The 24,656-nt window shown below is 69.4% G+C and carries 18 protein-coding genes and 1 pseudogene; 6 read left to right on the forward strand and 13 right to left on the reverse strand.

What is annotated here, in order from left to right; genetic code table 11:
* Positions 1-157: 157 nt before the first annotated feature.
* A complete protein-coding gene (gene cls, locus GobsT_RS05065; protein ID WP_010052321.1) occupies positions 158-1,594 on the reverse strand; it encodes a cardiolipin synthase in 1,437 nt (478 codons plus the stop codon).
* An 81-nt stretch (positions 1,595-1,675) separates the two neighbouring features.
* Here cls and GobsT_RS05070 point away from each other — a divergent pair, with 81 nt between their 5' ends.
* Together GobsT_RS05070 and GobsT_RS05080 are read left to right on the forward strand one after the other, a co-directional pair.
* Positions 1,676-2,671, forward strand: coding sequence for a zinc-dependent alcohol dehydrogenase family protein (locus GobsT_RS05070; RefSeq protein WP_010052319.1), 996 nt, complete (start codon positions 1,676-1,678; stop codon positions 2,669-2,671).
* Between the two features lie 1,180 nt (positions 2,672-3,851).
* The gene (locus GobsT_RS05080; RefSeq protein ID WP_232068333.1) at positions 3,852-5,594 is read left to right on the forward strand and encodes a hypothetical protein; all 1,743 of its coding nucleotides are present in this window, start codon (positions 3,852-3,854) and stop codon (positions 5,592-5,594) included.
* Positions 5,595-5,810: 216 nt separating this feature from the next.
* Here the strand turns inward: GobsT_RS05080 and GobsT_RS05085 are convergent, their stop codons facing one another.
* On the reverse strand, positions 5,811-6,692 hold the full coding sequence (locus tag GobsT_RS05085; RefSeq protein ID WP_010037974.1) for a DUF1559 family PulG-like putative transporter: 882 nt from the start codon (positions 6,690-6,692) through the stop codon (positions 5,811-5,813).
* A 215-nt stretch (positions 6,693-6,907) separates the two neighbouring features.
* On the opposite strand from GobsT_RS05085, the pseudogene GobsT_RS05090 reads away from it, so the two are divergent.
* Together GobsT_RS05090 and GobsT_RS05095 are read left to right on the forward strand one after the other, a co-directional pair.
* Positions 6,908-7,201, forward strand: a pseudogene (locus GobsT_RS05090) (IS66 family transposase); the annotation flags it as partial.
* Positions 7,202-7,549: 348 nt separating this feature from the next.
* Positions 7,550-7,774, forward strand: a complete 225-nt coding sequence (locus GobsT_RS05095; RefSeq protein WP_148087606.1) for a hypothetical protein — start codon at positions 7,550-7,552, stop codon at positions 7,772-7,774.
* A gap of 126 nt (positions 7,775-7,900) precedes the next feature.
* On the opposite strand, the gene GobsT_RS05100 is transcribed toward GobsT_RS05095, so the two are convergent.
* Complete coding sequence (locus GobsT_RS05100; protein ID WP_010037980.1) at positions 7,901-9,796, reverse strand: hypothetical protein; 1,896 nt, start codon at positions 9,794-9,796, stop codon at positions 7,901-7,903.
* A 442-nt stretch (positions 9,797-10,238) separates the two neighbouring features.
* Positions 10,239-11,960: a transglutaminase-like domain-containing protein gene (locus GobsT_RS05105; protein WP_010037981.1), complete on the reverse strand. Its 1,722-nt coding sequence runs from the start codon at positions 11,958-11,960 to the stop codon at positions 10,239-10,241.
* A gap of 357 nt (positions 11,961-12,317) precedes the next feature.
* Between GobsT_RS05105 and GobsT_RS05110 the strand changes: the two genes are divergently transcribed.
* Positions 12,318-12,953, forward strand: a complete 636-nt coding sequence (locus GobsT_RS05110) for a hypothetical protein (protein ID WP_232068334.1) — start codon at positions 12,318-12,320, stop codon at positions 12,951-12,953.
* A 56-nt stretch (positions 12,954-13,009) separates the two neighbouring features.
* On the opposite strand, the gene GobsT_RS05115 is transcribed toward GobsT_RS05110, so the two are convergent.
* The gene (locus tag GobsT_RS05115) at positions 13,010-14,395 is read right to left on the reverse strand and encodes a HEAT repeat domain-containing protein (RefSeq protein ID WP_010037994.1); all 1,386 of its coding nucleotides are present in this window, start codon (positions 14,393-14,395) and stop codon (positions 13,010-13,012) included.
* Between the two features lie 450 nt (positions 14,396-14,845).
* Here GobsT_RS05115 and GobsT_RS05120 point away from each other — a divergent pair, with 450 nt between their 5' ends.
* Positions 14,846-15,583 (forward strand): hypothetical protein, encoded by a 738-nt coding sequence (locus GobsT_RS05120; protein WP_010037995.1) that lies wholly within the window; start codon positions 14,846-14,848, stop codon positions 15,581-15,583.
* A 64-nt stretch (positions 15,584-15,647) separates the two neighbouring features.
* Here GobsT_RS05120 and GobsT_RS05125 read toward each other — a convergent pair whose 3' ends face one another.
* The 8 genes from GobsT_RS05125 to sucC form a co-directional block, all read right to left on the reverse strand.
* Entirely contained in the window at positions 15,648-16,508 is an 861-nt protein-coding gene (locus GobsT_RS05125) for a hypothetical protein (protein ID WP_029600799.1), read from the reverse strand.
* Positions 16,509-16,590: 82 nt separating this feature from the next.
* Complete coding sequence (locus GobsT_RS05130; protein ID WP_010037999.1) at positions 16,591-17,385, reverse strand: HpcH/HpaI aldolase family protein; 795 nt, start codon at positions 17,383-17,385, stop codon at positions 16,591-16,593.
* A gap of 105 nt (positions 17,386-17,490) precedes the next feature.
* Entirely contained in the window at positions 17,491-18,375 is an 885-nt protein-coding gene (locus GobsT_RS05135; protein ID WP_010038000.1) for a TolB family protein, read from the reverse strand.
* Between the two features lie 32 nt (positions 18,376-18,407).
* Positions 18,408-19,763, reverse strand: coding sequence for an AAA family ATPase (locus GobsT_RS05140; protein ID WP_010038001.1), 1,356 nt, complete (start codon positions 19,761-19,763; stop codon positions 18,408-18,410).
* Positions 19,764-19,868: 105 nt separating this feature from the next.
* A complete protein-coding gene (locus GobsT_RS05145) occupies positions 19,869-21,248 on the reverse strand; it encodes a DUF1501 domain-containing protein (RefSeq protein ID WP_010038002.1) in 1,380 nt (459 codons plus the stop codon).
* Between the two features lie 134 nt (positions 21,249-21,382).
* On the reverse strand, positions 21,383-22,297 hold the full coding sequence (sucD, locus tag GobsT_RS05150) for a succinate--CoA ligase subunit alpha (protein WP_010038003.1): 915 nt from the start codon (positions 22,295-22,297) through the stop codon (positions 21,383-21,385).
* A 97-nt stretch (positions 22,298-22,394) separates the two neighbouring features.
* Positions 22,395-23,348, reverse strand: coding sequence for a hypothetical protein (locus GobsT_RS05155; RefSeq protein ID WP_109571265.1), 954 nt, complete (start codon positions 23,346-23,348; stop codon positions 22,395-22,397).
* Between the two features lie 35 nt (positions 23,349-23,383).
* On the reverse strand, positions 23,384-24,595 hold the full coding sequence (gene sucC / locus GobsT_RS05160; RefSeq protein ID WP_010038004.1) for an ADP-forming succinate--CoA ligase subunit beta: 1,212 nt from the start codon (positions 24,593-24,595) through the stop codon (positions 23,384-23,386).
* Positions 24,596-24,656: the final 61 nt, after the last annotated feature.

The raw sequence follows: 24,656 nt of genomic DNA on the forward strand, positions 1-24,656 counted from the left end.
AGACAGAAGCAGTGTTTTAAACTCACTCTTCTACTTCGGTCCCTGGTTTCCTTTTGTGCCCTGTGTGCTTTTTTGTGGCTAACTCTCTTCTGCTTCCTGTGCTTTTTGTGGCTAACTCTCTTTTGCCTTCCTGTGCCCTTTCGTGGCCAATCCGCCTTCACAAGACCGGGCTGAACAGCCGGGCGGCGTTCTCCGCCAGCCGCATGACCCGCGGCCGCCGGGCGTACTTCTCGGCGCCGAGCTGCGACGACCCGTCCAGGTCGGCCAGGAACGCCGCTTCAAGCTCCCGCACCACGCCGGCGTCGAAGAACTGACAGTTGCACTCGAAGTTCAGCAGCAGGCTGCGGTTGTCGGTGTTCGCGGAGCCGACGGACGCCCACTCGCGGTCCATGAGCACGAACTTGCTGTGCATCATCCCGCGCCGGTACTGGTACACCTTCACCCCCGCCGCCAGCATGTCCTCCCAGTAGAACCGGGCGGCCAGGAACGGGAGCCACTTGTCCGGCTTCGACAGGCCCAGGTACCGCACGTCCACCCCGGACCGCGCGGCCAGCACGAGCGCGTCGCGGAGCCCCGCGTCCGGCACGAAGTACGGGCTGGCGATCCACACCCGCTCGCGCGCCCGCAGCACCGCCGCCACGTAGGTGTCGCGGATCGCCTTGTAGTCGTTGTCCGGGCCGGACGCGACCACCTGGGCCAGCACGCCCCCGGGCGTCGCGGGGTGCGCCGGCGTGTACGCGCCGCCCTTCACCGCCTCGTGGGTGGCGAAGTACCAGTCGTCGAGGAACGTGTGCTGGAGCCCCTCGACCGCCGGCCCTTCGAGCCGGAAGTGGGTGTCGCGCCAGTGCCCGAACTTCGGGCTCTTGCTCAGGTACTCGTCGGCGATGTTGAGCCCGCCGCAGAACCCCACCCGCCCGTCCACCACCAGGACCTTGCGGTGGTTGCGCAGGTTCCACCGCAGCGGGTTCGAGAGCGGGAGGAACGTCGCAGCCTTCCCGCCGGCGGCGCGGACCCGGCGCAGCACCCGGTACGGCAGCGCGTACGAGCCGACCGAGTCGACCAGGAACCGCACCTCCACGCCGCGCCGCGCGCACGCGCACAGCGCCTCGACGAACCGCCGGCCGGTCTCGTCGGAGCGGACGATAAAGGACTGCACGTGGACGTGGTGCTGGGCGCGGCCGATCGCGTCGAGCATGGCGTCGAACGCCGGGTTGCCGTCGCGGTACAGCGTCACCGCGTTCCCGCCGCTGACCGGGAACCCGTCACCTTGGTTCCCGAGCTTCGCGAGCACCTCCACCGCCGCCGGCACGCCCGCGGAGTCGCCCTTCGTGCGGGCGAACGCCCGGTACGCCTTGCTGCGGGCCTGGCGCCGGCGGAGCCGCCGGCGGACCGTCTGGTAGCCGAACACGAGGAACAGGAACGCGCCCAGGAACGGCACGAGCAGCACGAGCAGCGACCACGCGATGGCGGACATCGGCTCGCGCTTGTAGTGCAGCACCGCGAGCAGCGTGCCGGCGGTGAGCGCCGCCTCCGCGAGCAGGAACCAGCCCGCGTGGTCCGGCCACACCACGACGACGAACTCGGAGAACAGCATGCCCCCAGTATAGTGGCGGTTGGACTTCGCGCCGCGCGCCAATAGAGAGTCTGGTGACCACCGCGAGCAGGGGGAGCACCAGTGAAGCGCGTCGTGTTCGATCGGGTCGGCCCGCCGGCCGAAGTGTTGCGCCTCGAGGACGACGTACCGGCCCCGCAGCCGAAGTGGGGCGAGGTGCTGGTGCGGATGCTCGCCAGCCCCGTCAACCCGTCGGACCTGATGTACATCGGGGGCAAGTACGGGCTGAAGCCGAACCTGCCCGCCACGCCCGGCTTCGAGGGCGTCGGCGTGGTCGAGGCGACCGGCGGCGGGGTGCTCGGGTGGCTCCGCAAGGGGAAGCGGGTCGCGGTCATCAACGACGGCCGCGGCACCTGGGCCGAGTACACCGTCACGAAGGCGCGGCAGGTGATCCCGGTCCCGGACGGGATGAGCGACGAGCAGGCGGCGTCGTTCTTCGTGAACCCCGCGACCGCGCTCGCGATGACGCAGGACGTGCTGAAGGTCCCGAAGGGCGCGTGGCTGCTCCAGTCCGCGGCCGGCGGCGAACTCGGGAAGATGGTGGTCCGGCTCGGGCACAAGTTCGCGTTCCGCACGATCAACGTGGTGCGCCGCCGCGAGCAGGTGGACGAGTTGAAGAAGCTCGGGGCGGACCACGTCGTCGTGGAGTCCGACGGCCCGGTTCCGGAGCAGGTGCGGAAGCTGGTGCCGGACGGCGTGCGGTACGCGCTCGACCCCGTCGGCGGCGAAACCGGTTCGCAAATCATCGCGGCGCTGTCGCACGGCGGGCGGTGCCTGCTGTACGGCTCGCTCACCGACCAACCCGTCTCGGCGCACCCCCGGCACCTGATCGGGAACGACGTTCACATCGAGGGCTTCTGGCTGGGGACGTGGGCGAAACAGCAGCGCATCCTCACGATGCTGGGGCTGTTCCGCCGGGTGCGCGCGCTGATGGCCGAAGGGGTGCTGCAAACGCATTTTTCCGGGACGTACCCGCTGGAAGAGGTGAACAAGGCGGTCGACCACGCCGCGCAGCCCGGGAAGGGCGGGAAGGTGCTGATCCGCATCGGGGTGCGGTGACCGCCGCGTGCCGGTGCCGTACCGAATCCGGTCGTTCCCAGTCGAGGTGGTGGCGGAACGAACCTCGCTCGGAGGACCATTGCGGCCGCCGGGGCGAGAGCAGGTCGCACCAATACGCGGTGGCTGAGCCAAGACAATTTTGACAGGATCGACAGGATAAACAGGATGAAAGCCAATCGGTCTTCATCCTGTTTATCCTGTCGATCCTGTCAAAATTTGTGTTCGTAAACACGAAGCCGCGACCGCCCGTCCATTCCGCCACCGTTTCTTAGCCGGCTGCGCGTTCCACACGGCTGCTGACGCGGGCGGGTGTAACGCCGTGCATGCAGACCAACCGCGCGCCCGGTGGCACATCACAAATTTCCCGCGAACCTCTCCCGCCCCCCACTCTCCTTATCAACGAACGCCGAGCGAGCGGGCCGCACCCAACGCGGCCGGCTTACAAACACCTTCCCCTCATAAGGGAGTGGCCGCTGGTTCGAATCCAGCCCCCTCGACTACCGGGGGGTAGCTCAGTGGTAGAGCACTCAAAGTGTCAATCGCCTGCACGACTCGTGCGGCCCGCTCGCCCGGCGTTCATCGCACTGATTCGGAGACAGCCCGTACCCTACGGCGGAAGCGTACAAACCCTTTTAATCTGTTGGTCACAGGTTCGAATCCTGTCCCGCCCTCTGGGCGGGTAGCTCAATCGGTAGAGCAACGGACAGTTTCACCGCTTCACGAACTTGTACGGGCCTATTTTCAGACAACCGGGGCCAGTCCGTACCCCACAGGGGAAGCGTACAAACCAATAAGTTTCAGCACGCGAAAGCGTATGCGGGTTCGACTCCCGCCGGCGCCCGCACGGGCGCCGTGGCGAAACGGTATACGCACTGAAGAGTTTCAACCGCTTCCCGGACTTGTACGGACCGCTTTCTCGAACACCGAACCAACCCGTACCCGACGTCCGCCGGCGTACACACTTTACGGTCTCGAAAACCGTCGATCGGGCGACCGATCCGTGGGTTCGAATCCCACCTCCTCCACCTCGGGGGAGTGGCCGAGTGGTTGAAGGCAACGCCCCGCAAGGGGAGTAAGTGTCCCGGAAGGGACTCGCCGACGGAACTTGTACGGGTGGACTTTCACGGCCGCGCCAGCGGCCGTTTTCTTTGGACGGCCCTGCTTGAGGAGGGCGACGGCAATGGAAATGACGAAGGGCGAAATCGATTTGCGGCTGTCGATGCTGAACAGCCTGCTCACCTGCCCGCACCGCAAGCTCGGGCTGGTCCACCCGCTGCACGCCGAGCTGGTGAAACAGGACCCGCGGTTCTACGTCCGCCTCGCCGCGTGGTACAGCGACCACGGCGACGTGCGCGACCACAAGGAGATGTTCATCGTCACGCTCGCGCTGAGCACCTTCCCGGGCCACCGGGACGTGGGGCTCGCGATGCTGCGCGAGCTGCCGCCGTACCAGGTCGGCCGCGTCGTCGACTTCATCCACGGGCGCAAGGAAGACGTGTCGATCGCGGTGGACAAGAAGCCGGACGACGTGCCGGCCGGCGCGTTCAAGCCGAAGAGCAGGAGGGGGGCGCGGGGGGAACCCGTAGGGGGTTCCCCCCCGAAAGGGGACCTGAAAGCGTCGCGGGGCAAGAAGCCCGGCAAGCCGAAGCGGGCTGAAGGTGGGACGGTCACGCTCACGGACGAGTTCGGGCTGTTCCGCAACGTGCCGCGGTCGCTGAAGACCGAGGTGACCCGCTACCTGCGCGAGCGGGAGGCGAACCCGGACTGGTTCGACGCCACCGCGATCACCGCGCGCAAGACGCTGAAGCGGCTGTACGCGCTGCTGCACGTCAAGCCGGGGCCGCGCGCCCAGGCGGTGCTGTTCGACGAAACCCCGCCGCCGGGGTCGAAGCTCGCCGGGCTGAAGGAGCTGGCGAAGGCCGGGTCGCCGGAGGAGCAGGCGCGGCTCGTCGCCGCGCACGCGGTGCCGTTCCGCGTCGCGATCGGGCTGGTGAAGGGGAACGCCCCGGTGGTGCTGGGGGCGCTGGTGGACCGCATGTCGCCGCAGGAGGCGATCAACAACCTCGACATGCTCCGCAAGCGCGGCGCATTTGACGACGCGGGCGTGAAGGCGCTGATCGAGGCCAAGCTCGACGCCGCGAAGACGGCGACCCGGGTGAGCGCGTTCAAGGCCGAGAAGGCGCTGGAGAGCGTGCCCGTGAGCGCGGAGGTGCGGCAGAAACTCGAGGCCGTCGCCGACACGCAGGTGAAGGCGCGGGGCCGGATCGCGCGGCCGACGGCGCTCTTGATCGACAAGTCGGGCTCGATGAGCCAGGCCATCGAGATCGGCAAGCGGCTCGGCGCGCTGCTGGCAGCGGTCGCGGACAAGGGGCTGTTCGTGTACGCGTTCGACTCGATCGCCTACCCGGTCGAAGCGGCCGGACCGGAGGCAGGAGGGGGGCACGGGGGGAACCCGCGGGGGGTTCACTCCTCGGATCTGAAAGGGGGGCACGGGGGGAACCCGCGGGGGGGTCACTCCTCGGACCTGAAAGCGTGGGAAGTCGCGCTGACGGGCATCACGGCCGGCGGTAACACCTCGGTCGGGGTCGGCATCGACCAACTGCGGCGGAAGAAGCAGTACGTCGAGCAGATCGTGGTGGTGACCGACGAGGGCGAGAACGCCGAGCCGAAGTTCGTCCCGGCGCTGCTGAAGTACCGCGAGGAGCTGAAGGCGGACCCGACCGTTTACTTCGTCAAGGTCACGGGGGCGACCTCGCAACTGGAGGACGAGTGCAAGCGGGCCGGGATCATGACGGACGCGTACCAGTTCAACGGGGACTACTACGCGCTGCCGAACCTGGTGCCGCTGCTGGCCCGGCCGAGCAAGCTGGAACTGTTGCAGGAGATCCTGGAGTACCCGCTGCCCGCGCGGCAGATGGAGTAACGGACCGAACGGAACGATCCGGCGGGCACGCCCGCCGGTGCAACGGCACGGCTAACCGGTTCGGTTGGCCGTGCTATTTCTCGTGGCCCATGCGTTCCTGCCCGGCGGCTCTCACGCGCCGCCGGGCAGGAACGCATGGGCCACGAGAAATAGGCACCGCACATCCGTTGCCGCGCCCGCCTCCTGGCAGCTTGCGCCGGCTAAAGGGGCGAGATGTCACCAGTCGCCAAGCACTTCACCCCCGGCCGGGGTCACTGCGCCCCAAAACACCGCTTCGCTCACGCTCGAAGGGATCGTCCGGTAACTCCCGTCCGCATTGAGCGCCGATAACCCGCTGGCAAACAGGGCCTGGGGAACTCGAAAGTCGCACGAGTCGAAGGGCGGGCGCACCTGAAACGTCAGGCCCCGAATCGACGCGGTAGATTGTCCCGGCGCGACGGCCACCGGGGCCACGTCGGTGTACATCGGCGCGTCCGCAAACGTCGCACGGTGGCGGAGCGGTTGGTCACAGGGGATCGGGTTCGGGTTGCCTTGCTCCGCGCATTGGGTTCCGAGGATGCTCCAGGTGAAGCCCGAGAGCCCACAGCGCGCGTAGTGGTGGCTGAACAGGAGCGTTCCCGATAGGCCGTCCGGGAACCCGTTCTGGAGTTCGGCACCGCGCCGCAGTGCTTGCGCGTTGGCCGCGTAGCTCGTGTCCCCGAGGTCATCAGAGGCCGCGCGATCGGGGGCCACAGCCAAGCCGAACGAGGGGTCGGCCGGCGCGCGGAAGAACTTCGGCTGGTACCACCGGCTGCTGGCAGAGTCTGACGGCTGGCTGCCCGTGGGCAACTGGAGCTCAAGATACGGGAGCAGCGTGTACAGCACGGAATCGCCTTTTACCGGACCGGCGCCGTCGATGTCCGGCAGTTTGCCGTCGTGGGCTGCCGCGAACGAATGGATCGCGATCCCGAGCTGGCGCATGTTGTTCGCTTCTTGCATCCGTGCCGCTGCCGAACGCACCTTCTGCACGGCCGGGAGGAGCAGGCCGATCAGCACCGCCAAGATTCCGATGACGACGAGCAACTCCAGCAGTGTGAACGCTGTTCGCGGAAAACGCATGTGGCCCTTTCTGGCTAAAGAAAGACCCGTGTGCAGAACATGGCGGAAGGGTCGCTTGGAGAGCGAAGTGTATCCGGGAGGGAAGCAACTTACTCGCCGGTACAATCCGATGTCAACAGCAGCCCGCGACGACTGGTTAAAATACAAATACGTAATCAATTTGCCTAAACGCATCAATTGAAATGAGACTTTCGCAGGCGCCCTAACCATTTGGGGCCGCCACGTGCGCGGAGTTGTTGGCGGTCGAGGCATCGCTGTGGACGTTCGCGCGGATGGCCGGCGTGGAACCGACCAACAACGCGGCCGGGCGCGAAGTGCGCCACGCCGTGTGCTGGCGCGAGACGAGCTCCGGGACCGACAGCGAACAGGGGAGTCGATTCGTGGAGCGGGTTCTCACGGTGATCGCCTCGTGTTGCCGGCAGAACCGCAACGTGTTGGCATTCCTGACCGCCGTCACCGCCCACCGCACTGGTACGACGCCACCAACTCTGTTCTCCGCGCCATCGTGAATACAACCGGGCAGCGGCTTATCAATCATTGATAGGCAGCCGCATTACCCGTGAACGAGTGCTCGTTTATATATATATTTCTATCTGTGCTATCGTATCCGCACCGGGTACCGTCAGGCAGGGCCAGAGGTTCCGGCCGTTGTGGGCGAGCACCACGACCGCGCCACAATCCGCAACCCTCGCCGAACTGTGCTTGGACTTGGCAGCGGACCCGATTCGTGGAAAGTGCAGGATGAAGGTGACGTGGCGGAATGTGGGAAGGGAATCGTACGCTCGCGAGCGAAAGCCGATAGACTTCTCAATAACTAAAAGGGACAGGATCGATCCCGCCGGCGTGTCGCGGGCTCGATGACGGAGGATGCACTGATGGCGGGCGGCCCGACTTCCGATCGGCAGGGGTTCCTTCCCAACGTCTTGGGATGGCTCAGCTTCATCGGGCTGTTTATGACCGGTATGGTAGGACTGTCCGCCGCAATTCGGTCGGCCCCGGACCTGGCCGGAGCGGCGTACCTGTTGACCGGCGGGCTCGCGTTCGGCGCGGTCGTACTCCTCGTCCTTCGCCGCGTCCCGTAGAGAAATGCGGGAGCAGTTACGGGCGGTTGACCGATACGAGCGGGGCGCTGGGTGCGCTGCGCAGTTGAGAACGCTCGCCACGCTGCCCTGCTTCCACTCAACCGGCCAGAACGCGTGACGCGTGGCTCAATTCTGTCGCGGCGCGGCGGAGCGGGGCAGGGCCGCAAACCGGCTCGATGAAGCGCCCGGCAGTCGCGCGTCGAGCCACGCGGCCGCCCGCTCTGCATCCCAGCCCGCGGCAACGTCGAACCGAACCGCGGCGGTGAACGCGAACGGACCGGCGCCCGTCACCTTCTCGCGCACCCCGGGCTCCAGCTCGACCCACGCACCGTCCGGACCGTCCGCGGCGGGCCACACCGCGACAACCGCGTCGGCGGCGGTCTCCCAGTGGAACTCGCCGCACGGGCGGAGGCGCACCTCACCCAGCGTCTCCGCCAGGAACCGCTTCGCGTCGGCGACCGGGGTGTTCCACGGGAACGTGATCTCCGCGAGCTGCGGGTCGGCGCCGGTTTCGAGGAACCGCAATTCGATTTCGGGCCGGTCCGCGAGCGGCTCACGCACCAGCCGCCGCCGCTGCTCCGGGTCGGGCGCCACCAGCCGGCACACCAGCCGGTTCCCTTCGGCCGCCCACGTTTCGCGATCGAGTACGCGGGCCAGCCGCGCCGCGAACGGGGGCGCGCCGCCGCGCCCGCGCCGGTCGTCCGCCGGAACCGCGTGCCCCACGAGGACGTACCGCCCGGCGAGCCGCGCCAGCCAGGGGAACTCGTTCTCGGTCAGCTCTTCAGCCCGGTCCAGTACCAGCAGCCCGAACGGCCCCTCGTTGGCGGGCGCCGCGAACACCGGATCAACCTTCAAGCTCCCGGGCGTCCCGACGACCACCCGCGGCGGGGCCACCGGAACGGCGCGCGCCGCCTCCGCCGCCTTTTCACGCGCCGCGGCCAGCGCCGCCTGGGCCGCGCCGTGGTCGTCACCAGGGACCGTCGAAACGATCACCTTGTTGAGCGCGGCCGATTCGGCCCGCGCCCGCGCGAGTTCGGCCTCGGCCTCGGTCACGGCGGTCGCGGCCGCCGCGCGCCGGGAGGCCAGTTCGTTCGTCACCAGGGCGTCGCGCGCCGCTCCGGAGGCGGTCGCGGAGGCGGTCACGGCCCCTTCCAGCTCGCGCACCTGCGCGGCGAGCGCGGCGGCTTCGGCTTCGAGCACCTGGAGCTGCTTTTCGAGGTCCGCGGGCTCGACCGCCCCGGGCTTGGCCTTGCCGCTGAACCAGCGCGACAGGAACCCGGGCTTGCGCAGGGCCTCGGCGTGCAGGTGCCGGGCCTGCTCCAGAGCCGACTGCTTTTCGTCTCGTGCGGCAACCGCGGTCCGGAGTTCGGCGCCGCGCCGCTCGACCGCCGCGGCGTGGTCCGCGTCGAACTGCGCCAGCGCCCGCGCGAACGGGGTGTCGGTTTCGGCCCGCAAATCGGCCTCCACGCGGTCGCGCCGGGCCGTCAGCTCGGTCAGACGCGTTTCGAGCCGGGCGAGCGACTCGTTCACCTCGACCAGCCGCGCGATCGCCTTTGCCACCGGCGCGAACGCCGCCATCCGGGCTTCCGCGGCGGCCACTGCCCCGGCGGCGTCCCGCTGCAACTGTGCGGCCCGGTTGATGCCCAATGCCGCGGACGTGACCGCCGCCACGACGGGCGGCAGGCGGGACGGGTTCTCGTTGTCGCCGAGCGCCCGGAGCACCCCGACCGACGCCCCCAACAGGCCCTCGACGATACGGTCCGCCACGCCGGGGTTGGGCGACAGGACCAGTACGCGATCGGCCGCGAGCGTGGCGAGATCGAAGATGAACCGCTCGCCGGCAGCCGGGTCGGCGTGGACGACGAGCAGGTCGGGGCACGCGGCGGCGCGGGCGGCGCAGTGGTACTCGCTCGGCGCCCGGCCCCCGGACGGGAGCGGCGCCGAGCGGAAGCACGAGAGCGGCAGCTCGCCCGCGAGCAGGCGGGTGAGCCACGGGCGGCCGCGTTCGCCGGGGTCGGTCACAGGATGGCCTTCCCGCGCGGGGGGCGCGCCGGGTCCAGAGGCGGTCGGTCGGGGAACGAGGGTCGCGGTCATCAACGAGCCGTTGCCTTCGTGAGAGAGGTCCGTGCGCGGGCGGGCGGGCGGAGGCGGCGGGGCGTGTGGTTCCCGGTCCGTCATGCCGGCACCCTGACTGGCGTCCCACCCATTCGCACGGCCCACAGTATCAAGAACTCGCTCGCGCCGTTAAAAGAACGGCGCGCCGGGGGCAGGTTGCGCCCCCAAAGGTACCGAAACGCCAAGTCAGCGGGACGGTTCGACGGCTTGCCAAGAGTATAGACGGCCGGTCCCGGCGAAGCTATCGCGTACCAAAAATTCCCGGGCGCGGTATTTGGCGTCTTGGCGTCGGATTCTTCGGAATCCATCACGGCACGAGGGACGTTCACCGGCGCGCCGACCGCCCGTCTCAAGGCTCGACCGTCACCACGTTCATGGCCGGCTTCGCGGACAGCACACGGAGTACCGGGAGCAGCGGTGCGAACGTCTTTTCGTCGTGCCAACTGTGGTCCGCGATCTTCAGGTGCCCGGGACCGACCCCGCCCAGCCCGAGCGTCGCGTCGAGCGGTAGCCACTGGCCCTCCGCGAACACCTCGAACCACATGTGGTACGCCAGGTACGGTTTGCCGTCTTTCGCGGGCGCGTAAACCAGCCCCAGCACCGTCCGCGCCGGCACGCCGACCGCGCGGCACATCGCCGCCGACAGCATCGCGTACTCGGTGCAGTCCCCGCTGAGCGTTTTCGCCACGTTGTCGGCGGTCGCCATCGCCTGCGAGAACTCGAACGCCTTCATGTTCCGGTTCACCCAGCGCTCGACCGCCGCCGCCTTGTCCCAGTCGGTTGCGGCCGCCGGGAGCCCTCTGGTGGCGGCGGCCGCGTGCGCCTTCACCCCGCCGTTGTCCCAGTTGATGAAATAGTTGCTCGCGGTAAACTCGGTGCCCGGTGCGGGCTGCGCCGGGGCACCCCGCGCCGGCCCGTGAGACGCCGACACGCTCAGCTCAAACGTCTTCGCCCGCGCGTCGAGGTTCTTAACGGCCTGGCGCGCGTCCGCCGGGAACAGGGTGCCCGCGTCGTCGTCCTTCGGGGCCGACACTTTGTAGACGACACTCTTCCGGCCATGTATTCCCGGAATCTCGCGATCCAGTCGGACGGATTGCGCGTTGAACAGTTCGACGGGCCGCATCACGTCGGCCGTTGCCGCCTCGCGCGTGGTGCGCAGGAACGTGACTTTCCCGCCGAACCCCGGGAAGTCGAACTCCATTTTCAGCGGCTCGAACGTTTCGGCATCCACCCAGGTCGTCGCGGGGGGCAGCTTGAACGTGCCCACCGGCTCCATCTTCGAGACGTAGCGGAGGAGCTTCCGGGCCGGCTCCTTCGCCCACAGTGCGGCCGTCTCCTCGGCCTCCAGGGTCACCGTCATCTTCACGACGCGGTTGATGACGCCGATGTACGACGGGTAGTCGAACGACTCGCCCGGCTTGAGCGGCTTCTCTTTGAAGAGCGCCGGCTCCCGCACGCACCCGACCACGCCCTCGGGCCACGGGGTGTCGGAGGCCCCCTTCGCGGCCCCTTCGCCGGTCACCTTCAGCGTCTTGCCCTCGACGGTCCCGTTCAGCACGAGCGCCTGGTTGTGACCGATGCCCTGGCGCATGCCGGTGAGGAACACGGTCCCCGCGGGGCTCTCGACGGACGACTCCTCGGCCCACTGGCCCACCCGCTCGCCGAACCGCGACACGGTGAACTTCTGGTACTTCACCCCAACGAGCAGGTCCCGCCCGCTCTTTTTGGTCGCCTTGGCGCCCCACTGCACGTACCCGATCCGCTGGCCGTCCACGCCGGCCGCGAACCAGTACTCGAACGCCACATCGGCGTCGAGCTTCGGCGCGCCCGGCGGCGGCACCTGCAGCGCCCCCGCGGGCGCGGACGTCTTGGCGGGGAGCGCCGGGGTGGCGAGCGTCGGCGCCGAAAGGGAGGGCGGCTTCCCGTTGGGGCGGATGACCAGGAACCGGGCTTCGTCGAACTTCTCTTCGCCGGATTTCTGGGGCCGGATGACGATGTTGGGCTGCGCGGCCGCGGCGGCGCAGCACCCGAGCAGGAGCGCGAACAGCGGAGCGAAGCTCAGCGGTTTCATGGCGGTGGTCCCTCAGGCTCCGGGTGCGCCGGTCGGTCGTCCCTGAATAAATCGGATGCCGGGGGAGCGGCGTTAGCTCGTTTTTCGGTTTCGCGGCGCGGCGGCGGGCGGCCGGCCGCTCCAGTGCCTCGATCATACACCGGCGGCCCAATCGGAACACCCGGAGTTGGCGCCATTTCTCGCGCGCCGGACTCGTCGGTGGTCTATAATTCGGGCGGCACGGACGCCAGCGGCGCGAATTGGGTAGTAAGCTGAAGTACTCGAAGCTCTCCCCCAAGACGCCGACCGCCACGACGCGACACCACTGATTCAGATTCTTGGGTTCTTCCAGAACCGTTGTCGCAGCGAGGTGTCCCCGTGACTCCTGACCGGATGGCCACTCACCTGTCGGTGAATTCGTACGGCTCGTTTCTACTCACGGACGCGATCCGGCCCGGGATCGGGTTGCCGGTGCGCCCCCGCGAGGGCTACCGCATTGATGTGTACCGCGACCGGACCGCGCAACTGCGGTTGCCGATGATCTCGGCGGCGGTGTCCGCGGAGCGGCTGTTCGAAACGTTCCTCGCGCTGCTCGAGCCGCTGGGCGAGGTGGTTCACGTGGTGCTCGAAAGCAGCCACGGGACGGCCACCGATGTCCACCTCGACTTGCGCCGCGAGCACATCGACCGCTCGGTGCTCGCGAGCCACTTTTGCGACTTCGAAGAGCTGCTCACGCACGACGGCTGCACGGGCGTCGCCGTGATGGCGGCCCGCCGGGCGATGGAAGTGCAGTTCGACGAGCACAAACTGCTGCACGTGTACGCCCGGAACCTGAAGCCGTTCCGGCGCATCCTGCGTGCGAACGGGGTGCGCCGCCGGGCGGTGCTCCCGCTGATCTCCGAGGCCGAGCACCTGCACCACACGACGGGCCACTTCGCGGCGGACTTCCGCCAGCTCGCGCTGCGGGTCGGCGTCGGCGACTTCGACCGCGTCTTCAGCGACGAGCGCGAGTAAAGAGCCGGCTTCGGTCCGTCGCCCGTGGTGTGCGGACCGAAACCGCCCTTTCCGTCTCACGGCAGCGGGATGTCCTTGAACTCGAACGCCACTTCGTGGGTCACCGTGTGCCACTCGGTGAGCACCAGCTTGGTCGGCGGGCCGATTCTCGGTCCGGGCTGGCCGGTGCGCCGGTCCTCCGACCCGAACATCATCACCGCCTGGAACCCGCCGGGGGTGTGGTTGCTCGACTGTAATCCGTAGCTGAAGTACCGCGTCCCCTTCTCGTCCATCAGTTCGATGCGCTGGGGGATGGCGTTGGCCCACATGTAGTCGTCGCCGCGGCGCGGGTCCACGGGCACGCGGTTCTTCGCGGTCACGCTCACCGTAAACGTGCCCTTGTTGTTCGCGTCCTCGTCGCACGCCGTCAGCTCCAGATCGACGGTCCGGCCGGCGAACGACTTCTTTTTCACCTTCAGCGGGTCCGCGATCACCAGTTCCGGGGACGTGCCCGAGAGGAGTTCGATCCGGGCCGTCCCCTTGAGCGATTTGATGCTGGTCGCCCCGCGGTCGGCGCGGGCCAGGTTCACGCTCATCCCCTGGGTGTGCGAGCGGTTCCCGCGGCTGTAGTAGCCCGACCGGTACTCGAAACCGTTGCGCTCGCGCGGCGGCACCAGCGACCCGCCCAGGTTGTCGACCGCGGACGACAGCTCGACCTGCGAGATGCCGAGCATCGGGTTCTTGGGCTCCGAGTTCACCTGGAAGTTCAGGTTCAGGTACTCGTGAACGCGCTCCCCGCCGCCGCGCCGGCCGACCCCGGACAGTTGCACGTTGCGGCTGGAGTTGATGTTGGTCGCCATGAACCGGAACGGGCCGGCGTACGTGACGTACGGGTTCGCGCCGTCCTGGTTGAAGACCCGCACCGTGCTGTCGTCGTAATCGGTCTGCACGGTGGCCCCGGCGGCGCCGGCGACCGCGTCCACCGCCTGCCAGAACGGGGCGTTGCTGAACTCGAACGAGTGCTTCGCATCGGACGCCGCGCCGAACTCGATCCGGTAGCCGGTCTGCCGGGCGATGTCGTCGAAGATCTGCTTGGCGGTCCGGCCCTTCGCGCTCAGGGTGACCCGCTTCGGCGCGACGAGCCGCTCGTGGTCCATCTTGCGGACCAGGACCGACAGCCGGCGCAGCACCTCGGGGTCGTCCGTGTTGTTGAGCGCGCGCCGCATGTACGGGAGCGCCCGCTCCCCTCGCGCGGCCAGCTCGCGCCCGGCCCGCTCGCGGGTGCGCCAGTCGTCCGAGCCCAGCTCCTTGAGCAGCTTTTCGGTGTCGGCGTCGCCGGGGCCGTCGGCGACAAGGGGCATCGCGGGCACGGCGGCCGTTAAGAAGAGCCCCTCTTTCCCTTTGGCCGCGAGTGCCGCCCCGAGCAGCAGCCCCAGAACCGCGGTGACGGCTGCCCTGCGCATGTGGTGCCCCGTGAGTCGATCGGAGGAGTTATTCGGAACGCAGCACAAACACGGGTTCTAGCCTAGCAGCGGGTAACAACGGCCTCAAGGACCTGGCGGCCGGACTGTTGCGCAGTTTTGTAAATAAGTGCTCAAGTCTGACACGGGCTGCGACTGGTCCGATTAGGCCGATTGTGAGGCCCCGCCGGGTCGCGCCGGCGTGCGGGCCGCGCCACGGGACGAAAAGGGGCGTTCAGGGCAACGGCACAATCCGTTTCAACAACAGGGACGGCACCCGCATTCGTCCCGGAGTGGCGCAAGAAATCGCGTGAGAAGTGGCCACGCCGCAGCGTTCTGGTTGTAGCGGCAGCCGCGCCGATGCCGGCGCCCCGCAATCCCGGTACGGGATGTCATCTCCGCGCAGTTTCGCTATCATCGCGCTCGGTGGGACGTTCGCACTTGAGGCCCCGCGTGATTCGCTTCAACTGTCCGCACTGCAACCGCTACTACGAACTGCACCCGGCGATGGCGAATCTCCCGCTGCTGTGCAAACAGTGCGGTGAACGCATCACGCCACCGGAAGCCGTGCCGGAGCCGCCACCGCCCGCACCCGTGCCGGCAAAAGCGAAACCCGTGCCGCCGGTCGCGGAAGTGGTTGCATCTCCGCCGAGGCCCGAGCCGGTTGTGAAGCCGCTCGGGACGCCTTCGTCCGACGGCGGAAAGGGTGGCGTCCTGGTTGCTCAGCCGGACGTGTCACCGGACGCCGGCTTCAGCGGGGACCCAACGCCTGCGAGCCCGAGTGACATCAGCCGGCCCGAAGCTGCCGTGCCGAGCGATCCGAAGCGCCCAGGTCCAGCAACGCCCGTGGGCGAGCCGCTCCCCGCTCCGGCGGAGCGGCGCCGGAAACGGCCCGTCAAGGTCGAGCCGGAGGCCCCACCCGCGACGAAGAGCGCCGCGACACGGCTTCCCTTTATTGCGGACCTGGTTGCGTTCGTGGTGCTGGTTGGGAGCGGGATGCTCCTGGGCGAACTTCTCGTGCGGAAGTCCACCGGGCAAGTGCTGTCCGAAGCCGGATCGGCGCCGAAGTTCCCGCCCGTCGAGTTGTTGCTCTGGGCCGCGCCGCCGGTGATGCTCGCGCTCGTGTACCTGCTGCTCAGCGGGCGCCAGCAAAGCTTCGGGGCGTGGGTGCGGCGCCGGGCTGCCAAATAGAAGGCGTCGAAAGGACGGTGACCGTTTCCGCCTCTTCGACGCACGGCTTCGAATTGCTCTGTTGTTAGCGCGGGCGCCCGGCTTCGGCCGCGATGGAGGGGCGGCGCCCGGTGGTGCTGATCGGCGGCAGCTCCGACGCACTCCCCGGGCTCACCTGGTGCGCCCGGACGACGAGCACGCGCTGACGCGGGTGCCCGTTCGCCTGAACCCCGAACAGCGCGGCCCCGATCGTGTCGGGTTGGTCCGATCGGCACCCGATCAAAAGGTACTCGTTGCGGCCCAGGGGTACGTCGAACGCGAGTGCCGGGTACGGCGCAAGGGGCACCCCTTCGTGCTTAACGAGTTCCGTGCCGTCGGCCGACGGGCGGAGCCATTCCTGCTTCACACCGTGCTGGATCTGGGGCTCGCAGGACACACGCACTCGCTGGTCCGGGAGCGGTTCCGGGCGCACCAGCACCCCGCACCGGGTCTGTTTCAGCACCACCGTTGTGCGCCGGCCCGCCAGGTCCGCCAGGAGCCCGAACTCGCTTTGTTCGTGCGGGCCGCTGGTGGGCAGCACCTCTTCCTTCCGGTTGGCGAACGTCAGGCGGCGCCCGAGTGGCGACTCCGAGTCCGACTCGAGCAGCGTTTGGAACTTGGACGGGAGCGTGCCCGCGAGCACGCCGACCCGCAACCCGTTCTCGCTCAGGAGCACCTGCGTTTCCGGTGCCCCGACCGGGCGGGCCGTGGCCCACAGGTCGCGGTCGAGGAACCGGTCCCCGAGGGGCCGCTCGAGGATGACGTACTCCAGGCACGTGCCCTCGGCCTGCTGGACCGGTGCGAGCGAGCGAGCGACCGAGGTCGCCGGAGCGCGGTCGCCGCGGGCGAGGAAACACCCGCTCGCAGCCGCGCACCCGAGTACGATCACGAAACACGCCCGCCGCATCGGTACCGAGCCCACCGCCAGACAAAGGTTTCCGGGGGCATACCCGCGCCGCGGGCGGTGGTCAACCCCGGTCTAACGCGGCTCAGTACTTCGCCAGATCCCCGCCCTTGCCCAGCCCCAACCCGTCCACGACCTGTTTCGCGCCGTCGGCCATGAACTTGAGCTCGCTGTTGACCGCGACGAACTGCCACCCGTCCGCGATGCGCGCCTTCGCCTCCTCGATGCTGAACGTGTGGATCCCGGCCGGCACGCCGATCCGTTTCGCGCCCGCGAGGATGTCGGCCAGCGCCTGCTGGAACACGTCCGCCGCCGGCGGCCGGCCGGTGGGGTCGCGCATGCTCGCCGCGAGGTCGTTCGGCCCGACGAACACCGCGTCCACCCCGGGCACGGAGTACACCTCGTCGAAGTTGCGCACGGCCTGGATGTGCTCGCACTGGAGCACGACCAGGATCTCGTCGTTCGCCTTCGCGTAGTACTCCACGGGGGAGGCGCCGAAGTTGAGCGCGTGAACGCTCCCGCCCACGCTCCGCGTCCCGAACGGCGGGTACAGGCACGCGCTGACCGCGTCCTGCGCTTCCTGGCGGGTACACACCATCGGCACGACGACCCCGAACCCGCCGTTGTCGAGCACCCGCTTGATGTGGTCGTGCCGGTTCGACGGGACGCGGACCAGCGGCACGCACCCCGCGTCCGCGATGGACGCGATCATGTGCGTGGTGGTCTCGACGTTCACCAGCGAGTGCTCGACATCCACGGTGAGCCAGTCGAACCCGGCCCGGGCGAGGAACCGGGCCGCGGTGATGTTGCCCAGGGAGAGCCAGGTGCCGACGCTCGGCTGGCCGGCCTTCAAGAGCCGCTTGACGGGGTTGGTGCGCATGGGGCGTTCCGGGAGATCGGGTTACGCACCTGTTGTATCCGCGATCGCGGACACCGACGTGTGAGCCGGCGCCGGTCCGGAGTGCGTTTTAGAGCGAGAGCGGCGCTACTTCACGTCCAGAACGTAGATGTCGCTCCCGCCGCCGCGGGTGGACACGAACGCCAGCTTCTTCCCGTCGGGCGCCCACGCGGGCGACGTGTCCTGCGCCTTGTGACCGGTCAGGTTCCGCAACGCTTTGCCATCGGCCGTCATCAGCCAAATGTCGTAGTTGCCGGAGCGGTTGGAAGCGAACGCGATTCGCTCGCCGTCCGGGTGCCACACCGGCCACGAGTCGAGGAACTCGCCGTCCGTCAGCTTCTGCACGCCGGTGCCGTCCGCGCTCATGACGTGGATCTTCTGTCGCCCGCTGCGCCCGCTGGCGAACGCGACCCGTTTCCCGTCCGGGGACCACGCGGGGTGCAGGTCGTAAGCGGGGTCGTTGGTGAGCCGCCTCTCGCCCTTGCCCCCGGCTGTGACGGCGTACAGGTCGGGGTTCTTGTTCCGCGTCGAGACCCACAGCACCGTTTTTCCGTCGGGCGAGAACCGCGGCGACTCCTCGAACGCCTTGTGCGGGATGAGGGTCTGGTTGTCGCTCCCGTCCGCGGCGCACACGTCGATCCGGAGCTTGCCGTCGGTGCCTTCGAGCTTGTCGTACACGTAAACGATGCGCGTGCCGTCGGGCGAGTAGTGGCCGTCGAAGTGCGGCTCGGTGTGCCCGGGGAGCAGGCGCTTCATTTCGCCGCCCGCGGCGGGCATGATCCAGAGGGCCATTTTCCCTTCGTGGATGCGCGTGAGCAGCAGGGTTTTCCCGTCCGGGGACCACTGCACGTTCTGCTTGAAGCTCCCGTCCTTGGTCAGACGCACCGGGGCGTTCTCGTCGCCTCGCGCCCGGGACACGGTCCCGGGCGCGCACACAAGGGTCGCGAGGAACAGGGGCACACACCGGCGCATAACTTCTCCCCTCATACCGGCGGCAAGTGGCGTCACTCCGCGGTCCCGGCGAACCCGAGCAGCGACCGCGTCATCGGCCCGCCGGCCACCAAAAGCTCGGCCAACGCGCCCTCAATGTGCCGGTCGGTGACGGTCAGCGCCGGCCCGGCGCTGGCCGATTCTGCGGACAGCACCGCGGCCTTGCGGAGCAGTTCGCGGATGAACGCCGCGCTCACCCCTTTGGTGCGCCGCACCCACACGCCCGGATCGGCGAACTGGAGCACCAGCCCCTTGCTGTAGAGGTCGAACAGGCGCGCGCGGCACGCCTCGTCCGGCAGCGGCACCTCAATGGCGAGGTCCACGCGGCCGGGGCGCGCGGCCAGTGCCGGTTCCAGGTAGTCGGGCCGGTTGGTGGTCAGCACGAACAGCACGTCGGCGTCCTCGCCCAGCCCGTCCATCTGGTTCAGCAGTTCGAACAGGACCGAGTTCGCCCCGACGGACTGCTGCCCGCGCTCGGCGCCGATCAGGTCCACGTCCTCGAGGATGAGGGTGGCCGGCTCGAGCAGCCGGGCGAGCGCGCAAGCGGTCTCGATCGAGCCGACCGCCCCGCCGGTGATGACCAGCACCGTGCGCCCGGGCATCTGGGCGGCAAGGTACATGGCGGACAGCGTCTTGCCGGTCCCGGGCTTGCCGTGCAGCAGGATCCCGCGCTTCAGGTGCCGGCCGGCGGCCTTGAGCCGGGCCGCGTGCCGGCTCAGGCCCATCGTTTGGCGCTCGATGCGGGCCAGCAGCTCTTCGGGCAGGATCACCGACTCGCGGTTCACGTTCGGCAGCCGGTGGAACCGCACGGTTGCGGCCCCGGAGCAATCTTGCTCGACCGACAGCACCTTGCCGCGGAACGCGGCGCCGTGCCGCACCCCGGCGGCGAGCCTGCGGGTGAACCGCTCGGCGGCCTCGCGGTCCGGGGCCAGTACCGCGACATCCAGCCCCTTGTCCGACCGGTACGTGTCCTCGTCGGCCACGAGGAGCGCCAGCGGCCGGCCCTCGGAGTGGAACGTGTACAGCCCTTGCTTGACGCACGCCAGCTTCTGCTCGTCGGCCAGTTGCACGTCCACGTACTGGACCGGCCCGGCTTGAAAGTTCTTGGCCGTCTCCTTGTGGGTCAGTTTCGCGAGCGACAGACCGGCGTACCGCTCCGCGAGCACCCCGACGAGCGCCGCCGCCGGCGCGGACTCACGGAGCAACTCGTCGAGCGTGAGGTGCAGGTTGGCGCGGTCGTAGTTCGGAAACGTCTGTTCGACGACGGGCAGTTTGGACGGGTCGGTTCCGAAGTGCTTGCGGAGCCTTGCGAGCAGGGGCGGAGCGCTAGCCTTCCTCTTCTTCTTCGCTGACGTCTTCGATTTTGCCATGAGTTCGGGCCTGCGCGGGGGTGGGACAGTTCGCTAACGGACGCATCGACGGCCCGGGCGGTTCGCGGTCGCACCGGCTCGGGTCGGGCGCCCGACGGGCGCGCGTCAAAGCAGTTCCTCGATCACGCGCCCGACGGGCGCGAGCCCCAGCCCGGTGAGCTGCTCGCTCGTGAGGCCGATCTGGTTCAGCACGGTGGCGTTCAGGTCCACCGGCGAGAGGGGGGTGTCGGCCGGCTTCGCGGCGCGGGCGTCGGAGGTGCCCACGAACCGCCCGCCCCGCACCCCGCCGCCCGCGACGAGCGCCGAGTAGCACCCGGGCCAGTGGTCGCGCCCGGCCTTATCGTTGATCCGCGGGTCGCGCCCGAACTCGCCCACCGCCAGCACCAGCGTGCTCTCCAGCATCCGGCGGTCGTGCAACTCGGTCAGAAGGGCGCTCATGGCCTGATCGAGCCACGGGGCGTGCCGGTCCTGCATGATCTGGAAGTTGCGGTAGTGGTGGTCCCAGCCGCCGTCGCCGCTGTCCTCTTCGGCCTCGACGTGGTCGGACCAGTTCACCTGGACGAACGGCACCCCGGCCTCGACCAGGCGCCGGGCGAGCAGGCACGACTGCCCGAACCGGGTGCGGCCGTAGGCGTCGCGGGTCGCGTCCGTCTCCTTCGACAGGTCGAAGCCCTCGGCCGCGCGGGCGGAGGTCAGCATCTCGAGCGCCCGCCCGCGGTAGGCGTCGAGCGCGCCCGCGGCGCCGAGTTCGGTCGCCCGTCGGTCGGCGGCGCCGAGGGCGGCGAGGAGCCGTTGCCGGTCGCCCATGCGCTCCGGCGTCAGCTCCTTCGGGAGCTGTAACGCGGGCACCTTGGTGCCGCTCACCGGGTCGTACTCGAGCCGGAACGGGTCCCACGCCGCCCCGAGGGGGCCGCCGCCCTCGCCGATGATCGCCTTCTTCCCCTGATGCAGCTTCCCGCCGACCACGAAGAACGGGTGAACGGCCGACCGGTGCCCCGCGCCGGCCAGCGCCTTCGCCACGACGGAGCCGAGCGCGGGGCGGGGCGCCCCGGCGAGCGGCTTGCCGTCCAGCCCGGTCCCGCCGGCGGCGCTGCCGGTCAGGCCGACGGTGCCCGCGATGCCGTGGTCGTTCGACGGGGTCGTGAGGGTGCGGATCACCGACAGCTTGTCGGTCTGCCGGGCGAGTTGCGGGAACAGCTCGCAGAACCGGACGCCCGGAACGCGCGTCGGGGTGGTGCCGAACGGCCCGCGGTACTCGAGCTGCGCGTGCGGCTTGGGGTCGAACGTGTCGAGCTGGCTCGGGCCGCCCCAGAGCCACAGCAGGATGACCGCTTTCGCCCGCCCGCCGGCCTCCGCCCCGGCCGCGCGGGCGCGGAGCAGGTCGGCGAGCGACAGTCCCAGGACGGACGACGCCCCGACCTGAAGGAACGCGCGGCGGTCGAAGCTGGAGCAGGTGCGCGTGGGGCGCCGGCCGATCAGGAGCATGGAGCCGACCTCCGGAGAGACCGCCCCATTATCGCCACGCCGGTTCGTAACACAAGCGTACAAATGCGACGCGGCCCGGCGCCAATCAAAGGCGCCGGGCCGCGTTACCGGACCCGATACGGTCCCGGCAGCCGTTACTTCTTCTTGGCGATGGCCTGTTGCACGGCCGCGCCGAGATCGGCCGGCGTCGGGGCGACCACGAACCCGGCCGCCTCCAGCGCCGCGATCTTGTCCTCGGCCTTGCCGCTGCCGCCGCTCACGATCGCGCCCGCGTGGCCCATCCGGCGGCCCGGCGGGGCGGTCTGCCCGGCGATGAACGCCGCCAGCGGCTTGGTCACGTTCTTGGCCGCGTAGGCCGCCGCCGCCTCCTCCGCGGTGCCGCCGATCTCGCCGATCATCAGGATCGCCGACGTGCCCTCGTCCTTCTCGAACATCTCCAGCAGCTCGATCTGGTTCGTGCCGATCACCGGGTCGCCGCCGATGCCCACGCAGGTGCTCTGCGGGAGCCCCAGCGCAGTGAGCTGGAACACCGCCTCGTAGGTCAGCGTCCCGGACCGGCTGATGACCCCGATGCCCTTCTCGCCGGGGCCGCACGGCTTGTGAATGTGCCCCGGCATGATCCCGATCTTGCACTGGCCCGGGGTGATGACGCCCGGGCAGTTCGGGCCGACCAGCCGCACCCCCGGCTTGGTCTTCAGGTACCGCTTCGCCTTCGCCATGTCGAGCACCGGGATGCCCTCGGTGATGGCGACGATGAGCTGGATGCCGGCGTCCGCGGCCTCGATGATGGCCGCCGCCGCCCCGGCCGGGGGGACGAAGATCATGCTGGCGGTGGCGCCGGTGGCCTTCACCGCGTCGGCCACGGTGTTGAACACCGGCAGCTCCTTGCCGGACTTGTCGCCCTTCCAGGTGGTGCCGCCGGCGCCGGGCTTGGTCCCGCCCACGAACTGCGTCCCGTACAGCAGGCACTGGTCCGTGTGGAACGCCCCGTGCTTGCCGGTGATGCCCTGGCAGATCACGCGGGTGGACTTGTCGACGAGGATGCTCATTTCGGGCTCTCGGGGCGGATGTTGCGGGTGTCGGTTATTCGATTCATACGAGCGGCCGCGGCGCGCGGCGACCGCGGGGCGCGCCGGCGGCTCGCGGTCAGCCCTTCTCGCTGACCTCGCTCACCAGCCACTCGCCCGGGGCAGTGCCCTTCACGAGCTTCACCGTCACGGTCTTCGTGCCGGCGGGTTTGGTGAACGCCACGGCGAAGGTCGCGTCGCCGGTCTTCGTCACGCTGAACGCGCTGGTGCCGCCGCCGAACTCGATCGCCTTGAGCACCAACTTGCTCGGGCTGTAGTCGTACCCCTGGGCCTTGTCGCCGTCGAACGGCGGGGCCCACACCGGCCGCAGCGCCGGCACAAGCCCGCGGGCCAGCAGGGGGGCGCGGAGCGGCCGCTGCATCGCGGTCGCGTCGGCCAGCACCTCCGCGAACGCCGACACCGCGAACTCCTGGAGCGCCTCGTCCGCGGTCGCCGCCGCCGCGCCCGGCTTCAGTTCCGCCGACGACAGCGACAGCCAGTCCACCTTCCACGCGCCGCCGAGCTTCACGAGCCGCAGCGAGTACACGCCGGCGGGCTGGAGCGCGCCGCGGAAGTACACCACGTCCCCGGCCTGCTTGCGGTCCAGCGAGGGCGAGAACGCGCGGCCGGCGCCGGCCGCGCGGAGCCACTGCTCCGCGGCCTTCGGGCTGAGCTTGTTGGCCTTCTCGTCGTCGAACTCCCACGGCTTGCCCGCGGCGTCCAGTAGCGCCGGCGACAGGACGTCCGCCTTGGCGCTGCCCTGGCCGAGGTCGTTCAGGAACGCGGCCGCGGCCTTTTCGGCGTCCGGCTCGACCGGGCCGAGAGTGGTCTTCGGCTCGGCCGCGGGCGCGGTCGGCGCGGTGCCCTTCTTGTCGTCGGCCTTCGGGGCGGGCTTGCCGTCGTCCTTCTTTTCGTCTTTCTTCTCGGCCGGCGCGTTCGGGGTCGATCCGCCGCACCCCGGGAGCGCGGCGAGGCCGAGCGCGACCGCCAGGAGGGCGAGCCCGGCGCCGCGGCGCGTCACGGAAGCTGTCATCTCGTTGGTCCTCTTCCTTCGCAGGTACGGGGCGGTCACTTGCTCAGCTCGACGACCAGCTTCGCGGCGCTCGTCAGGTCCGGGGCGGCCTTCAGGGTGGGCAACTCGGCGGCGGCGGCGGTCAGGATGCCGCGGGCCTTCTCGACCTCGTTGCCCTCGAGCCGGACCACCACCGGCACCTTGAAGCCCACTTCCTTCCCGGCCTTCACCAGCGCGTCGGCGATGGTCGCGCAGCTCGCGATGCCGCCGAACACGTTCACCAGAATGCCCTTCACCTTCGGATCGGAGAGGATGATGCGGAACGCCTCGACGGCGCCGGCCGCGGTCACGCCGCCGCCCACGTCGAGGAAGTTCGCCGGGCCGACGCCGTGCGCCTTCCCGTGGTAGTTGATGATGTCCATCGTGGCCATCGCCAGCCCGGCCCCGTTCACCAGGCACGCGACGGTCCCGTCGAGCTGGATGAAGTTCAGGTTCGCTTTGCCGGCGCGGATCTCGGCCGGGTTCTCCTCGCTCTCGTCGCGCAGGGCGGCGACGTCGGGGTGCCGGAACAGGGCGTTGTCGTCGAAGTCGAACTTGGCGTCGAGCACCACCACGTCGCCGGCCTTGGTGACCGCGAGCGGGTTCACCTCCGCGAGGGTCGCGTCCTTCGCCAGGTACACCTTGGACAGCGCGAGCATGATCTGCTCGGCCTTGGCCGCCTGCTCCCCGGCGAGCCCGAGCTTGGCGGCCGTCTCCTTGGCCTGCGCCGGCTCCAGCCCGGTCTCCGGCGCGAACGGCACCTTGAAGATCAGCTCCGGGGTGTCGTGCGCCACCTTCTCGATGTCCATCCCGCCGGCCGCGGACGCCATCAGGATCGGCTGCCCGATGGCCCGGTCGAACACCACGGCGACGTAGAACTCCTGCGCCGGCTCGGCGTCGGCCTGCACGATGAGGGTGCGGATCGGCTGGCCGTCCGGCCCCGTCTGGAGCGTCTTGAGCGGGTGCTTGAGCATCGTCTCGGCGACGGCCCGGGCCTTCTCCTTGCTGGCGCAGAACTTCACCCCGCCCAGCTTGTCCGCGTACCCGACGAGCTGGCCGGCCCCGCGCCCGCCGGCGTGGATCTGCGCCTTCACCATGACCCCGCCGCCGTTGGCGAGTTTGTCGAACGCCGCGGCCACCTCGTCGGGCGTCTTGCAGACGATGTGCTTGGGGACGTTCGCGCCCGCGGCGGCGAGCAGTTCCTTGGCCTGGTACTCGTGAACCTTCATCGCGTTTAGCTCCGGCGGGTGTGCGGGGTTGTGAAGTTATAGCGGCGGGCGCCGGCAGAAG

It is taken from the genome of Gemmata obscuriglobus, assembly GCF_008065095.1.
Lineage (GTDB): Bacteria > Planctomycetota > Planctomycetia > Gemmatales > Gemmataceae > Gemmata > Gemmata obscuriglobus.